This window comes from Streptomyces sp. NPDC031426 (genome assembly GCF_055581585.1).
Genome location: NZ_JBVIJE010000008.1, coordinates 169,493 through 184,390, shown reverse-complemented (window position 1 = coordinate 184,390; position 14,898 = coordinate 169,493). Strand labels below are relative to the sequence as shown.

Sequence of the window (14,898 nt, the reverse complement as noted above, 5' to 3'; positions counted from 1 at the left end):
CGCGAACGCGCATCGGCCCCAGGGGCTGAGCACGGTCGCGGTCCCGGCACCGGCGGCAAGGCCCCTACGGGAGCGAGCCATCAGTACGACTAGGTGGGGGCACAGCAACGCCATGGCACAGGGCACGGTCCAGGTGACGCACACCGGTACGTCGCGGTGGCGGCGCCGCACAGGCGAGTACGCATCACTGGCCGCCGCCCTGGAGGCCGCCGCCGACGGCGACGTCCTCACCATCGCCCCGGGCACCTACCGGGAAAACCTCGTGCTCCAGCGGGCGGTGACGCTCCGTGGCCCGGAGGGCTCCCCCGGTTCGGTGCGGATCGCGCCCGTGGACGGGGTGCCGCTCACCGTGCGTGCCTCCGCCGTGGTGCAGGACCTGCATGTGGAGGGCCAGGACGCGGCGGCGCCCGCGCTGCTGGTCGAGGAGGGCACGCCCGAGCTGATGGACATGCGGATCGTGACCCGGTCCGCCGCGGGCATCGAGGTGCGCGGCGGCGCCCGCCCGACCGTGCGCCGCTGCACCGTCGACAACCCGGCCGGCATCGGCATCGCCGTACTCGACGGTGGCAGCGGGGTGTTCGAGGAGTGCGAGGTCGTCGCGGCCGGGCAGGCGGGCGTGGCCGTCCGCGGCGGTGCGCATCCACGTCTGGAGCGCTGCCGTGTGCACCACGCCTCCGGCACCGGGATGACCGCCACGGGCGAGAACTCCGCGCTGGAGGCGGTGGGTTGTGAGATCTACGAGGTCCGCGGCTCGGGCGTACAGGTCACCCAGCGGGCGACGGCGCATCTGACCGACTGCGATGTGCACCGCACGACGGCCGACGGCGTCACCCTGGACACGGACGCGGTGCTCACGCTCGCCGACTGCCACATCCACGACATCCCGGAGAACGCGGTCGACCTGCGTTCCCGTTCGGTGCTCACACTGACCCGCACGACGGTCCGTCAGTTCGGGCGCAACGGCCTGTCGGTGTGGGACCCGGGGACCCGCGTGGACGCCCACCAGTGCGAGATCTTCGACAGCACCGGCGACTATCCGGCGGTGTGGGTCAGCGACGGCGCCACGGCCGTCCTCGACTCCTGCCGGGTGCACGACGTGCCGGACGCCCTGTTCGTGCTGGACCGCGGTTCGCGCGCGGACGTCGTGGACAGCGATCTGTCGCAGGTGCGCAACACGGCGGTGTCGGTGAGCGACGGGGCGACCGCTCAGCTCGACGACTGCCGCATCAGGGAGGCGGCGACCGGCGCGTGGTTCCGCGACCACGGCAGCGGCGGCACGCTCAACAACTGCACCCTGGACGGCACCCAGACCGGCGTCATCGTCACCAAGGGTGCCGACCCGACCATCGAGCGCTGCACGGTCGCCTCCCCCGCCGAGGCGGGCTTCTACGTCTCCGCGGGCGGCCGCGGCAGCTTTCTGAACTGCCGGGTCAGCGGCAGCGGCGGTTACGGCTTCCATGTGATCGACGGCTGCCGGGCGACGCTGCGCAAGTGCCGTACGGAACGCTGCGCGCGCGGCGGTTACGAGTTCGCCGACGCGGGCCCGGACGCCACGTCCGGGACGGGCCCGGTCGTGGAGGACTGCACCAGCGACGAGAGCGGCGGACTGCGGCCGCCCGCGGCCCGGGAGACCGCCGTGGAGACCGTGTCGCACTCCCCCGGGCTGCTCGGTTCGATCCCGGGGCAGCGCAGTACGGAGCAGGAGCCGCTGGTCGCCGCCGCCGAGCCGGCCCAGCCGGTGCGGACGTCGAAGGACGTGCTCGGGGAACTCGACGGGCTGGTGGGCCTGGAGAGCGTCAAGCGCGAGGTGCGGGCGCTGACCGACATGATCGAGGTCGGGCGGCGCCGCCGGCAGGCGGGCCTGAAGGCAGCCTCGGTCAAGCGGCATCTGGTCTTCACCGGCTCGCCCGGCACCGGCAAGACGACGGTCGCCCGCCTCTACGGCGAGATCCTCGCCTCGCTCGGTGTGCTGGAGAAGGGACACCTGGTGGAGGTGTCCCGGGTGGACCTGGTCGGCGAGCACATCGGTTCCACGGCGATCCGCACCCAGGAGGCGTTCGAGAGGGCGCGCGGGGGTGTGCTGTTCATCGACGAGGCGTACGCGCTGTCGCCGGAGGACGCCGGGCGCGACTTCGGCAAGGAGGCCATCGACACGCTGGTGAAGCTGATGGAGGACCACCGGGACGCGGTGGTGGTGATCGTCGCCGGCTACACCGCGGAGATGGAGCGCTTCCTCTCCGTCAACCCCGGTGTCGCCTCCCGCTTCTCGCGCACCATCACCTTCGGCGACTACGGCCCCGAGGAATTGCTGCGGATCGTGGAACAGCAGGCCGACGAGCACGAGTACCGGCTGACGCCGGGCGCGTCCGAGGCGCTGCTGAAGTACTTCACGGCCATCCCGAAGGGCCCGGCGTTCGGCAACGGCCGCACGGCCCGGCAGACCTTCGAGGCAATGGTGGAACGGCACGCGAGCCGCGTCGCACAGCTGGCGGACCCCAGCACCGACGATCTGACCCTGCTGTACGCGGAGGACCTTCCGGAACTGCCCTGAGCACCCCGGGCGGACGGCGGGAGTTCGACGACAGGACCTAGCCGGCGTCGGCCCGGTGTTGCGTGGGTTCCGGCCGTGGCCCCGGCAGCTCGGGGCGCAGCCGGTCCAGCAGATGTGCGCGTTCCCGGGAAAAGGCGGGGTCCGCCTGGTAGTCGGAGTGGCCGAGGATGGGCGCGGGCAGAGGGTGCGCGGGCGTGCGGCCGTAGGCGAGCGGATCCTGCAGGGGGCCGTGGTCGACCTCGGGCGTGTCGTCGTCGGGGACGCGGACGGGCCCGCCGATGGGGTCGGTGCCGCGGAAGAGGTTGCCCCAGCAGGCGACGTCGCGGTGCAGGGCGGCGAGCGCCGGCGGTCCGAAGTGGGCCGGGAACCAGCGGCCGTAGAGGCGTTCCAGCGGGGAGCCGTAGGTCAGCAGCGCGATCCGGCCGCGGACCGACGGGGGCAGCTGCCAGGCGGCGGCCGCGGCCAGGACGCTGCCCTGGGAGTGGCCGGAGAGGACCAGGCGGCCCCCGGTGTGCTGGGTCCAGGTGGCCATGCGCCAGGTCAGGTCCGGCACCGCACGCTCCGCGTAGCACGGTGGCGCGAAGGGATGCGCGGCGCGCGGCCAGAAGGTGCCGACGTCCCAGAGGATGCCGATCGTGCGCCGCGCCGAGGCGTCCCGGTAGGCGCGCCTGCCCCAGGTCACGAAGAGGACGAAGCCGAGGCCGACCAGCCAGGAGCCCAGCGCCTGCGAGGTCTCGGCGACGGACTGCAGGGCGTCGTAGGTGCGGCGGGCGGCTCCGTCGGGGGTCTTCCGGGTGGCCAGCGCGCCGGCCAGCGCCACGGCGCCGAGCAGCAGGGTGGTGGCGGTGAGCACGGCGACGACGAGGGGCGCCCGGTCGGTGAGGGTGGCCATGGCGCGGACGTGGGCGATGGTCCGGGTACGGCCCGGATCCTCGGGTTCGCCGGAATGCTCGTGGCGGACCCGGTCGCGTTCGGCGCGGGCCAGCCGGGCGGTGCCGAGCCCGAGCCGGACGGCCAGGAGCAGCAGGACCACGAGGGCCGGCGGGATGGTGGACGCCTGCCAGGTGAGCAGGACCGGCGGCCCCGGGAGCGCGGCGTGCGTGCCGTCGAGCCAGTCCGCGACGCGCTGTGCGACCCCGCCGGACATCACACCGCCCAGCGCGCAGGCGAGCAGCGCGACGGCCGGTCCGCCGAGGCCCCGCATGCCGGAGCGCGGATCGGGGCCGCGGCGGTGGAGGCTCCCGGCCACGACGGCGAGGGCGACGACCAGCAGGCCCTGGGCCAGCATGAGGGCGCCGAAGGCCGTGTCGCCGGGCAGCCGCCCGGTGGACCGCCAGCCGGGCCGGGCCCAGCCGGCGTAGACCACGGTGAGCAGCAGCAGGGCGAGCGCGCCGAGCGGCAGGAGCCGTACGAGGTGCCGGTCGAGCCGCTGGTCGAGGCGGTTCTCGCTGCGGCCCCGGCGGCAGACGACACCCACGGCCGTCGCCGCCCAGGCCAGCAGGGCCCCGGTGAGCAGCCGGCCGAGGATGTCCAGGGTGGCGGGACCGCCGGGCCGGTGGTCGAAGCGGACCGCGGGGGCCGCGACGGCGGCGGCGACGGTCAGCAGGGCCGCCGCGGTGTGCGCTGCGCGCAGCCGGGCCACGAGACGGCGCCCGTACCAGAAGCCGGGCCTGGTCAGCGCGCTGCCGTCGGTGTCCGGCTCGGGGTCGTGGGTCATCGGCCGGTGGGACTCGTACGCGCTCCAGGTCCGGCGGGAGAGGTACCAGAGCAGGACCGTCAGCGCGGTCGGCACCAGCGCGGCGAGCGCCAGCCGGCGGCCGGGCAGGCTCCACCAGGGGTCGTGCCCGCCGGGGCCCGTGGACGCCGGGGGTGCGAGGAAGGCCAGCCAGGAGTTGCGGTGGGCGCAGGACCGGACGCCGGCGCACTGCCAGGCAGCCAGGTCCAGGGCCACCTCGCAGGCGGCAGCCACCAGCAGCACGGTCAGGGTGAGGGCGGCCAGCCGTACCAGGAGGCCGTACAGGCGGACCGTGCGGTGCCGGCCGGCCGCGGCGGGGCGCATCCAGTGGGCGAGGTTGACCACCATGAACGGCAGCAGCAACAGCCACAGGGCGCGGCTGCTGTCGCCGGAGGTGAGGTTGCACCAGACGTACGCCTCCCGGACGGGCCCGTCGCGTGGCTCTCTCCTGGTCCCGGTGTCCTCGGCGCGCCGGAAGATCGCGGCTGTGTCGTCGCCGGTGACCCGGACCGTGTGCGGGTCACCGAGCATCTTCTCCGGGGTGGTTCCGCCCACTCCGTGCACGAGCAGCTCCAGCTCGGCGTCCGTCCGCCGCTCGCCGTGGCCTTCCTGTGCGCCGTCCACTGTTGTCGCACCCCCGTGACGCGCCCGAAGCACTGTGCCGATGCGCGTCTCAGGATCTCCGGTCCGGGGGTGTCGTACACCGCTCGTCACGGAATCTCCCCGATCCGTGTGACGGTGGTCCGGGGCGTCGGGGCGGAGCTGGCATGTGCGCGTCGTGACAGGTGGTGGCGCAACCGGTGCCGACCCGTGAAAAGATGGGACGCCCGCGCATCTCCGGCCGGCCGGAATCTCCTGGTCGGGGGCGGTGCGCCGGGCGTGTCGGACGGATGGCGGCGAAAGGACCGGAGCGTACGTGAGTGAGAATCAGAACCTCCTCGCGGAGCAGCGCCGCGCCCTGATCCTGGACGAGGTCCGGCGCCGGGGCGGTGTGCGGGTCAACGAACTGACCCGCAAGCTCGGCGTGTCGGACATGACCGTACGCCGTGATCTGGACGCCCTCGCCCGCCAGGGCGTGCTGGAGAAGGTGCACGGCGGTGCGGTTCCGGTGGTCGAGGCCAGCACGCACGAGCCCGGGTTCGAGGCGAAGTCGGGTCTGGAGCTGACGGCCAAGGAGGACATCGCACGCGCCGCCGCCAAGCTGGTCACCCCGGGCACGGCGATCGCCCTGTCCGGTGGTACGACGACGTACGCGCTCGCCCAGCAACTGCTGGAGGTGCCCGATCTGACCGTCGTGACGAACTCGGTGCGGGTCGCCGATGTCTTCCACGCGGCGCAGCGGACCTCGGGCCAGCGGCAGGGCGCGGCCACGGTGGTGCTGACCGGCGGCGTGCGCACCCCGTCGGACTCGCTGGTGGGACCGGTGGCCGACCAGGCGATCGCCGCCCTCCATTTCGATCTGCTGTTCCTCGGTGTGCACGGCATATCGCTCGAGGCCGGACTGTCCACGCCGAACCTCGCCGAGGCGGAGACGAACCGGCGGCTGGTGCACTCCGCGCGCCGGGTCGTGGTGGTCGCCGACCACACCAAGTGGGGCACGGTGGGCCTGAGTTCGTTCGCCGCGCTGGAGCAGGTGGACACGCTGGTGACCGATGCGGGCCTGCCCGCCGAGGCGCGTGTGGAGATCTCCGAGCACCTGCGGGTGGTGGTGGCGGGCGAGCCCGGGGAAGACGACGCAGACATCTGAGGGTCTGTCAGCTATGGTTGGCCGCCCGGTCGACCGCCCTGCGGGAGTGGCACAAGGGGGTTATGTCCATGGCTCGTCGTCTGCGCCCGGTGGACCTCGATTTCGTCGGGACCGCGCCCGTGCGTCTGGTCTTCGCGCGGGAGGTCTCCGCGTCCCCCGAGCAGGTCTTCCGCGCGCTCGCGGAGGACGTGCCCGGCTGGACGCAGTGGTTCTCGGCGGTGACGCTCGCCCGGGCCACCGACGGCGGCGCCGGGCGTGAGATCCGGCTCAGAGGCGGGATCCGGTTCGAGGAGACGGTGCTCGCGGCCAAGGCGCCCGAGGTGTACGCCTACCGTGTCGACGCCACCAACGCGCCGGGCGTCCGTGCCCTGGTCGAGGAGTGGCGCCTGACTCCTCTGGGCACGGGCACCCGGGTGCGGTGGACCTTCGCCGCCGACGGGACGGCGCCGCTGCGGTTCGTCCTCGGGCTGGCCCGGCCTGGTCTCGGGCGCGCCTTCCGCGACGCGGTGACGTCCCTGGACCGCCGCCTGGCGAGCCGCTGATCAGCCGGCGCCGCGGGCGAGCTGTGACTCGGTCACGACCGCTGCCATCAGTTCCGCGTCCAGCGCGGAGACATCGGCCAGCCGCGAGGCCGCTGACAGCGAGTTGAGCAGGGTCTTGGTGACGCGCAGGGCCGCCTGGGGGCGGCGGACGATGGGCCTGGCCCAGTCGGCGACGGCCGTGTCCAGCTCGTGAGCGGGGACGACCTTCTGCAGGATGGACAGGGACTGGGCCTCCGCCGCGGAGATGGCCCGGCCGGTGAGGACTATCTCGCGCACGCGGGCGGCGCCGACCTCGTTGATGAGGCGGGGCAGCAGGCCGCCCCACGCGGTGGGCAGCCCGAGCGCGAGTTCGGGCAGCCGGAAGGACGCGTCCTCGGATCCGACCCGCAGATCGCAGGCGAGCGCGAGGGCGAAGCCCGCCCCGATGGCCTTGCCGTGGACGCGCGCGATGGTGACGGCCGGGTTCGCGGTCAGCGCCTCGCAGACGCGCCGCGCCTTGGTCCCCGACATACGGATGCCGCTGCCCGTGGGGTCGTGGGCGACATGCCGGGCGGACTCGCCGCGGTCCCCGCCGAGGCAGAAGTCGTCGCCGCTCGCGGTGAGCACGAGCACCCGGACCTCCGGGTCCTGGTCCTGGAGGACCGCCATCAGGTCGTCCAGCAGGGCGTCGGTGACTGTGTTGCCCTGCTCGGGGTTGTTCAGCTCGACGGTGAGGACGGGACCCTCCCGGTGGGTCCGCAGGGTCCGCCGTTCGGCGGCGGCCGGGAGGGTCGTGAGGGGGAGGGCGGTCATGTGGTCACTTTCAGGGAGGTGATGCGCCGGAAGACCATCCGGTTCGCATACGTCGGTCCTGCGGTCGGCCGCAGGGTGGGGAATCGTTCCAGCAGCTGGGCGAGCAGGAGACGGGCCTCCAGGCGGGCCAGGCCCGAGCCGAGGCAGTAGTGGACGCCGCCGCCGAAGGTGAGATGCGCGCCCCTGCGACGGATGTCGAAGAGGTGGGGGTCCGGGTTGCGGCGCGGGTCGTGGTTGGCGGCGCCGTACAGGACGTGGACGGTGGTGTCCTTGGCGATGGGGACACCGGCGAGAATCGTGTCGTCGGCGGCGAAGCGCGAGTTGAGGTGGATCGGCGGGTCGTAGCGCAGCACCTCCTCGATCGCGTCGTCGAGGTCCTCCGGGTGTCCGCGCAGCCAGTCGGCCCGGGCGGGGTCCTGGGTCAGGAACCACACCGCGTTGGTCAGCAGGGTCGCGGTGGTTTCCAGGGAGGCGATGGTGATGAACATCGTCAGGTCGTACAGCATCTGGTCGGCGGCCGCCCGGTCGCCGGGGTACTGCCCGTCCCAGTAGCGGATCCAGTCGCTGAGGACGTCGTCGCCGAGGTGGGCCCTCCGGTCTGCGATGAGACCGGTGAAATAGGCCCGCATCTCCAGGGTGGCCTGGCCCGAGACGGCCAGTTCGCTCTTGGTGGGGATCAGTTCCTGGGCGTGGACCTGCCGATGGGTGAAGTCCAGGATGTGCGGGTAGTGCCCGGCCGGGATGGCGAGCCAGTCGCCGACGGTGTGGACGGGCAGCCGCTCGCCGACCGTGGTGACGAAGTCGGCCTCGCCGTGGGCGCGCAGCTGTAAATCGAGGCGGTCCAGGAGCTCGGTGACATGGGCGGCGATCCGGGGCCGCATGGCGTCGAGGGTGCCGCGGTCGAAGAGGTTGCCCAGGGCGCGGCGCCGCTGGGTGTGCTCGGGCGGGTTGAGGCGGGACAGCGTCCGCGTCATCTCCTGGGTCGCCGGTTCCTGCCAGCGTGCTATGTCGGGCCGGCGTTGCTGCCAGGCGAAGTCCGGGACCAGCCAGTTCCTGCCGCGCAGGATCTGGTTGCAGGCGTCGAATCCGGTCACGAAGTACCCGCCCCAGGGAGCGGGCACCACTTCACCCAGTGCGCGCAGTTCGTCCCAGATGGGGAGGGGGTTTGCCTGTCCTTCGTCGGAACGGAGCCGGCGAAGGAGAGGGATGACGGCTCGGCGGTCGGTGGTGGTACCGCGTATGACGCCAACGGCGGTCACGCGAAGCTCCTTTGTGGCTGGGCGCTACCGTTACCGCCGGAACCTACCCTTCCCCTCTCCCCCATCATGCTCCTGACAGTGTTGCTCCTGTCACATGCCTCCCGCCAAACCTCCGCATGTCGCACATCAGACTCGGAAGATGTCCAGGAAGGTGCTCCAGAAGCCCTTCTTCCTGGCCGGCTCCTGACGGGCGGCGGCGACCGGAGCCGTGGGGAGCGGCTGCTCGCCCGCCGCGGGGACGGTCCGGCCCTGCAGCGCGGCGGCGATATGGGTGGCCGGGCTCGGACTGAAGGCCACGGGCAGCGCGACCAGCGCCCGGTGGAACGGGCCCGGCCGCCACTCCAGTTCCTTCTCGTGGACGGCCAGCGTCAGGTCGGGCAGGGCGTTGAGGATCTTCTCGATCGCGGTGACGGCGATGACCTGCGCCGGGTCCTTGGCCGGGCAGGCGTGCGGACCGGCTCCCCAGGCCAGGTGCGCGCCCCTGCTGTTCCTCCGGCGGGCCTCGGCCAGCGCGGGATCGGTGTTGGCCGCGGCGAAGCTGATGACGACCGGCGTGCCCGCCTCGGCCACCACTCCCCCGAGATCCACGTCCTGGACCGGGTAGTGGGTGGCGTAGTTGGCGATGGGCGCCTGGTTCCACAGCACGTGATCGATCGCCTCCTCGACCAGCAGCCCGGAGTCGCGTCCGCTGGTGTCGGGTGACAGCAGCAGGAGCAGGGCGTTGCCGATCAGGTTGCGCTCGGGTTCCACGCCGGCGCCCATCAGCATGACCAGCTGGTCCTTGAGCTCCTCGTCGGTCAGCCCGGCGGGGTGCTGGATCAGCCAGGAGGTGACGTCGTCGCCGGGCCGGCGGCGCTTGAGGGCGATCAGCTCCATCAGGCAGGCGGTGAGCTCCTCGTTGGCGCGCAGCGCGTCCTTGCCGTCGAAGATCGCCGACATGGCGCTGGTGAGGGTGTCACCGATGTCCGCGGGGCAGCCGAACAGCTTGTTGAACAGCAGCAGCGGCAGCAGCTTGGCGTAGTCGTTGAGGAGGTCGGCCCGGCCGCGCTCGCAGAACTGGTCGATCAGGTAGTCGGCGATCGGCTCGACGTCGCGGCGGATCCGGGTGATGTTGAGCCGGGCGAGGCTGTCCGTGACGGCCTTGCGCAGCCGCAGGTGCACGGCGCCGTCGGTGAACAGGCAGTTGGGCCGGTACGCCATCATCGGCAGCACCGGGTGGTCCAGCGGTATGTGCCCTTCGGTCAGCGCCTTCCAGCGGCGGGAGTCCCGGGCGAAGAGTGTGGTGTTCTGCAGCACGCGCAGGGCCGTCTCGTGCCCGACGACCAGGGTGGCGTCGATACCGGGGGCGAGTTCGACCGGTCCGGCCGGACCGTGGGCACGCAACCGGTCGTAGACCTGGTGGGGGGCGGCGGCGAACGTGGCGTCGTGCATGGGGCATCTGGCGTCGGCGGGGGCGGGGGCGGGGACTGACTGGCGGTCCATGGGGTTCCTTCTGCTGGCTCCGGGCCGGTGGTCCGGGGGGATGGGCGGGTCAGGCGGCTCGGGTGAGCAGGTGACGGACGAGCGCGATCAGCGCATGGGCGGAGGACTGCCGATCACGGGCGTCGCAGTAGACGACGGGGGTGTCCGGAAGCAGATCGAGGGCCTCGCGCACCTCCGCCTCCTCGTAGACCGCGCCCGGATCGAAGCCGTTGACCGCGATGGCGTACTCGAGGCCGTACCGCTCGACGAGGTCGATGACGGGGAAGGTCTCCTCCAGCCGGGCCGGGTCGACCAGGAGCAGTGCGCCCAGCGCGCCGCGGGCCATGTCCTCCCACAACTGCATGAACCGCTGCTGTCCCGGGGTGCCGAAGAGGTACAGCACCAGGTCGTCGCTGAGCGTCAGACGCCCGAAGTCCAGGGCGACGGTCGTGGTGGTCTTGCCCGCCACGCCCCCGAGGTCGTCCACGTGGAGGGACGCCTGCGTCATCTTCTCCTCGGTGCGCAGCGGGGTGATCTCCGACAGCGAGCCGATGAAGGTCGTCTTGCCCACGGCGAAATGCCCGACGACCAGGATCTTGGCAGCGTTGGTCACCGCGCTGGAGACGTAGATGGATCCAGGGGCCGTCTCAGCCGATGAGGGATTGGAGTCCATTCAGAACCTTCTCGAGGGTCGCTCTGTCAACGTTCTGAGCCCGGGGCGGCTCGGCGCGGCGCAGGAGGTGGCCCTGCTCGAATAAATCGGTCAGCAGCAGCCGGGCCACCCCCACCGGCAGTCCCACGTGGCCCGCGACCTCGGCGACCGAGAGGTAGCCGCCCGCGCACAGCTGCCAGATCGCCATCACCTCGGGGCCGGCTCCCAGCGGAGGGGTCCGCTCGGGAGCCAGGGTGACCAGGGTGTGCAGCGCCAGGTCGTCCGCGGCCGGCAGGGTCCGGCCGCCGGTGATGACGTAGGAGCGGACGAACTCACTGGTGACGGAGGCCTCTTCGCCGGGCGTGGTCATACCCCGGCACCGTTCTCCGACCGCGGTGCCACACTCATCGCCTTGCTGAGGGCGGCAACCGTCTTCTGCATGCGGAAGGACATGGCCTCCATGTCGACGTCCAGCGCGGCCGAGACGGCGAGGTACGAGCCCTGGCCGGCGGCGATCAGGAAGATCCAGCCGCCGTCGTACTCCAGCAGCGTCTGCTTCCAGATTCCGTGTCCCGCTCCCACGAACCCCGCGACGGCTCGGCTCAGCGACTGCATCGAGCTCATCGCGGCGGCGTTCGTCTCGGCGGCGTCGCGTGCGATGTCGTCCGAGCGCTGCAGCAGCAGGCCGTCTCCCGAGACGAGGATCGCGTGCCGGGCTCCGCGTACTTCGAGCACGTCGTTCAGCACCCAGGACAGGTCGATCTTCACTGGTTGTCAGGTCCTTCCGTGGTGTTCGTGGTCCGCCCGAGCTGGGTTCCGCGCGCGAACGCCCCGAGCCGTGAGGCCATCACCTCGCTGACCGGCTCGGGAGTCTCCTCCTGACCGGCGCTGTCGAGGGACGGGACCACCGTGACGGGGCCGCTGCGCCGCCGGCGTTTGGGCAGACCTCCCGAGGTCGTTCCCACCACGTGCGAGGGACCCACGACCGGGACCGGCGCCAGGCGCTGCGGGGCGGCCTCGGGGACCGCGGTGTCCTGGGCGTCGGCCGCCGGGGAAGGGGTGTCGGCCGAGAGGAGACTTTCGGGCACACGAATCACTGCACGCACTCCGCCGTAGGGGGACACGGAGCCGACGGAGACGGCGAAGCCGTAGCGGGCGGCGAGCATGCCGCACACGGCGAAGCCGAACCGCGGCGGATCGCCGAGACCGGTGATGTCGACGGGACCGTCCACGGACAGCAGAGCAGCCGCCCGGTCCTTGGTCTCCTGGTCCATGCCCAGTCCGGCGTCGTCCACGATGAAGCAGACACCGGTCGGCACGGTCTGGATGTTGACCTCGACGGGCGTTCCGGGCGCGCTGTAGTTCGTCGCGTTGTCCAGCAGTTCGGCCAGTACGACGGCCACCGGCTCGACGGCCTTGCCGACGAGGGAGACGCTGACCTGCGAGTGGACGCTGACCCGGTCGAAGTCCTTGATCCTGCCCTGGGCACTGCGGGCGACGTCGTAGACGGTCGCCGCGCCGTCACGCCGGCCCAGCCATCCGCCGCAGAGCACGGAGATGCCCTTGGCCCGGCGGCCGAACTGGCTGCCGGTGTGGTCGACCGTCATCAGGTCGGCCAGGACCTCCGTGGTGTCGCCGTACTTCTTCAGCAAGCTGTCCAGGAGGACCTGCTGTTCCTCGGCGAGCGACTGGAGCGTGCCCATGGCGGACTTCAGCACCGCCTTGGTCGACGCCTCCGCATCGGCTCGTACGTCCGCGAGGTCACGCTGATGCTGTGCGGTCAGCGCGGCGATGTGCGTGTGGAGCTGCCCGACGTCGCCGCGGGCCTGTCCCAGTCCTGCCTCGAGGTCCTTTCTCGTTCTTCGGAGCGCCATGTTGGTTCTCCGGGCCCGCATCACTGCGACGACCGCAGCGACGAGCACCACCAGCAAGATCCACAGCAGTGGATCCGTGGTCAATGACGTCATGAGACTCTCTTCAAGTCGCATCGCGCCGGAATCGTGCGAGCGCGATGGTGCCTTTGAGACTGTCCCCCCGTACGCGTTCATGACACGTCGTCAGCCCACCGAAAAGTGGGATGATCTTATCAGTCACACAGGCACAACCGACTTGCCCAGAAGCACAATTGAGACGTCACCGAACTCTCACCACCCCGTCACCCGCCCGTTGGGCACCGGCCGCCGAAGGGACGGGGACCAGCTCAGTCCGGCCACACCCCCGTGGCCAGCAGGGTCTCGATCGCCGCGGTGTACGGCGCGATGTCCAGGCCCTGCCCGGTGAGCCAGGCGTCCGAGTAGTACTTGTCGAGGTAGCGGTCGCCCGGATCGCACAGCAGGGTGACGACGCTGCCCTGGCGGCCGTCGGCCACCATCTCGGAGACGATCTTCAGCGCGCTCCACAGCCCGGTCCCCGTGGAGCCGCCCGCCTTGCGGCCGATGGCCCGCTCCAGGGCCCGTACGGCGGCGATGCTGGCCGCGTCCGGGACCTTCATCATCCGGTCGATCGCCCCGGGCACGAAGCTCGGCTCCATGCGCGGCCGGCCGATGCCCTCGATCCGGGAGCCGCAGTCGCAGGTGACGTCCGGATCGCCGGTGGTCCAGCCCTCGAAGAAGCAGGAGTTGTCCGGGTCGGCGACGCAGACACGGGTGTCGTACTGCATGTAGTGGACGTAGCGGGCGAGGGTCGCTGAGGTGCCGCCGGTGCCGGCCGTGGCGACGATCCAGGCGGGCTCCGGGAAGCGCTCCAACTCCAGCTGGCGGAAGATCGATTCGGCGATGTTGTTGTTGCCGCGCCAGTCGGTGGCCCGCTCGGCGTAGGTGAACTGGTCCATGTAGTGGCCGCCGGTCTCCACCGCGAGGCGGGCGGACTCCTCGTACATCTTCCGGGAGTCGTCCACGAAGTGGCACTGCCCGCCGTGGAACTCGATGAGGCGGCACTTCTCGGCGCTGGTCGTGCGCGGCATGACCGCGATGAAGGGCACGCCGATCAGCTTGGCGAAGTAGGCCTCGGAGACGGCCGTGGAGCCGCTGGAGGCCTCGATGACCGGGCGACCGGGGCGGATCCAGCCATTGCAGAGGCCATAGAGGAAGAGGGAGCGCGCGAGGCGGTGCTTGAGGCTTCCGGTGGGGTGCGTCGACTCGTCCTTGAGGTAGAGGTCGATGCCCCACTGCTCGGGGAGGGGAAAGCGCAGCAGGTGCGTGTCCGCCGACCGGTTGGCGTCGGCCTGAACCTTGCGCACGGCCTCTTTCAGCCAGTCGCGGTAGGCGGCGTCGCTGCGGTCGACGTCGAGGGTGGCGCCGGTCCGGGTCTGGTGGGTGGTGCTCACGGCGGTGCTCCTTAGGCTGGGCGCCGACACCTCGCGCGGCCGGCATTTCGAGCATAGGCATCTTTCGCACCGCTTCCCACCTGCATAAACGCATCTTTGAGCCACCCAAAGCCGCCCTGGGGCACAGGCGTACGAGGCATCCGGGGCGCATTGGCGGGAGTGCTCCGGGCGGCTTTCGCGGGCGCCTCGCGCGTACTGGTGCTCCCGGCCGCATCGGGGCAGACTGCACGCGACGGGACGATCGTCCCGAACGCAGGCGCACGCCGCCGTCGGGCGCGGGCGCACGCCGGACGGGACGCGGACGCACACTGGATCGGACGCGAGCGCACACTGGATCGCGGAAGCACACGGCAAGGGGGCGGCGAAGGATGGCGGAGCCGGAGTTCACAGCCACGGGCGTGCGGATCGGCAAGCGGCTGCGTTCGCTCACCCGGGCCGGCCAGGTCCGGATCAACGACGGCAGGCTGGAGTTGCTCACCAGCTACGGCAGCGAGATCGACAGTGCCCCGGTGCAGGCGGTGCGCGCGTCCAGGCCGTGGTTCCGGCCGGACGACAAGGCGTTGGCCGACCTCAACGGCAAGCGGTACCTGCTGACGCTGGGCGAGCACGACCCCGCCCCGGGCGAGCCGGGTCCGCCCGCGGCACGGCGGTTCATCGAGGCGGTGCGCCGGGCCGCCGGACGCGGCGGCTGACAGCCGTACGGCCGCCGGCCGGGAGCAGGCCGGTCGCGTTACTCCGAGCAGCGGTCCGTCGCGGCGAGTTGCGGGACCGCATCCGCTGCGTCACGCTGGTCTCACGTCACTCTGGGTTTACCGGCGATAACGCTGCGAACCA

Annotated in this window: 13 protein-coding genes; 4 read left to right on the top strand and 9 right to left on the bottom strand. The window is 71.8% G+C overall.

Annotated elements, in window-relative coordinates; genetic code table 11:
• The first annotated feature begins 112 nt into the window (after positions 1 to 112).
• Entirely contained in the window at positions 113 to 2,551 is a 2,439-nt protein-coding gene (locus ACZ5NH_RS18600) for a right-handed parallel beta-helix repeat-containing protein (protein ID WP_468776505.1), read from the top strand.
• Positions 2,552 to 2,588: 37 nt separating this feature from the next.
• Here the strand turns inward: ACZ5NH_RS18600 and ACZ5NH_RS18595 are convergent, their stop codons facing one another.
• Positions 2,589 to 4,910 (bottom strand): hypothetical protein, encoded by a 2,322-nt coding sequence (locus tag ACZ5NH_RS18595; RefSeq protein ID WP_468776503.1) that lies wholly within the window; start codon positions 4,908 to 4,910, stop codon positions 2,589 to 2,591.
• Positions 4,911 to 5,202: 292 nt separating this feature from the next.
• Here ACZ5NH_RS18595 and ACZ5NH_RS18590 point away from each other — a divergent pair, with 292 nt between their 5' ends.
• The gene (locus tag ACZ5NH_RS18590; RefSeq protein WP_468776500.1) at positions 5,203 to 6,033 is read left to right on the top strand and encodes a DeoR/GlpR family DNA-binding transcription regulator; all 831 of its coding nucleotides are present in this window, start codon (positions 5,203 to 5,205) and stop codon (positions 6,031 to 6,033) included.
• A gap of 68 nt (positions 6,034 to 6,101) precedes the next feature.
• A complete protein-coding gene (locus ACZ5NH_RS18585) occupies positions 6,102 to 6,575 on the top strand; it encodes an SRPBCC family protein (protein ID WP_468776498.1) in 474 nt (157 codons plus the stop codon).
• Here the strand turns inward: ACZ5NH_RS18585 and ACZ5NH_RS18580 are convergent, their stop codons facing one another.
• From ACZ5NH_RS18580 to ACZ5NH_RS18545, 8 genes are all read right to left on the bottom strand, one after another.
• Positions 6,576 to 7,367, bottom strand: coding sequence for an enoyl-CoA hydratase/isomerase family protein (locus ACZ5NH_RS18580; protein WP_468776495.1), 792 nt, complete (start codon positions 7,365 to 7,367; stop codon positions 6,576 to 6,578).
• The gene (locus tag ACZ5NH_RS18575; RefSeq protein ID WP_468776492.1) at positions 7,364 to 8,626 is read right to left on the bottom strand and encodes a cytochrome P450; all 1,263 of its coding nucleotides are present in this window, start codon (positions 8,624 to 8,626) and stop codon (positions 7,364 to 7,366) included. The genes ACZ5NH_RS18580 and ACZ5NH_RS18575 overlap by 4 nt, the downstream gene beginning before the upstream one ends.
• A gap of 126 nt (positions 8,627 to 8,752) precedes the next feature.
• Positions 8,753 to 10,057, bottom strand: a complete 1,305-nt coding sequence (locus tag ACZ5NH_RS18570; RefSeq protein WP_388629269.1) for a cytochrome P450 family protein — start codon at positions 10,055 to 10,057, stop codon at positions 8,753 to 8,755.
• A 100-nt stretch (positions 10,058 to 10,157) separates the two neighbouring features.
• Positions 10,158 to 10,760 (bottom strand): GTP-binding protein, encoded by a 603-nt coding sequence (locus tag ACZ5NH_RS18565; RefSeq protein ID WP_468776490.1) that lies wholly within the window; start codon positions 10,758 to 10,760, stop codon positions 10,158 to 10,160.
• A complete protein-coding gene (locus ACZ5NH_RS18560; RefSeq protein ID WP_351205475.1) occupies positions 10,735 to 11,109 on the bottom strand; it encodes a DUF742 domain-containing protein in 375 nt (124 codons plus the stop codon). Before ACZ5NH_RS18560 ends, ACZ5NH_RS18565 begins: the two co-directional genes overlap by 26 nt.
• Positions 11,106 to 11,507, bottom strand: a complete 402-nt coding sequence (locus ACZ5NH_RS18555) for a roadblock/LC7 domain-containing protein (RefSeq protein WP_468776487.1) — start codon at positions 11,505 to 11,507, stop codon at positions 11,106 to 11,108. Before ACZ5NH_RS18555 ends, ACZ5NH_RS18560 begins: the two co-directional genes overlap by 4 nt.
• Positions 11,504 to 12,706 (bottom strand): ATP-binding protein, encoded by a 1,203-nt coding sequence (locus ACZ5NH_RS18550; protein WP_468776484.1) that lies wholly within the window; start codon positions 12,704 to 12,706, stop codon positions 11,504 to 11,506. Before ACZ5NH_RS18550 ends, ACZ5NH_RS18555 begins: the two co-directional genes overlap by 4 nt.
• A 233-nt stretch (positions 12,707 to 12,939) precedes the next feature.
• The gene (locus tag ACZ5NH_RS18545) at positions 12,940 to 14,064 is read right to left on the bottom strand and encodes a PLP-dependent cysteine synthase family protein (protein ID WP_468776482.1); all 1,125 of its coding nucleotides are present in this window, start codon (positions 14,062 to 14,064) and stop codon (positions 12,940 to 12,942) included.
• A 368-nt stretch (positions 14,065 to 14,432) separates the two neighbouring features.
• Here ACZ5NH_RS18545 and ACZ5NH_RS18540 point away from each other — a divergent pair, with 368 nt between their 5' ends.
• Positions 14,433 to 14,756, top strand: a complete 324-nt coding sequence (locus ACZ5NH_RS18540; protein WP_153542731.1) for a hypothetical protein — start codon at positions 14,433 to 14,435, stop codon at positions 14,754 to 14,756.
• The last annotated feature ends 142 nt before the right edge of the window (positions 14,757 to 14,898 follow it).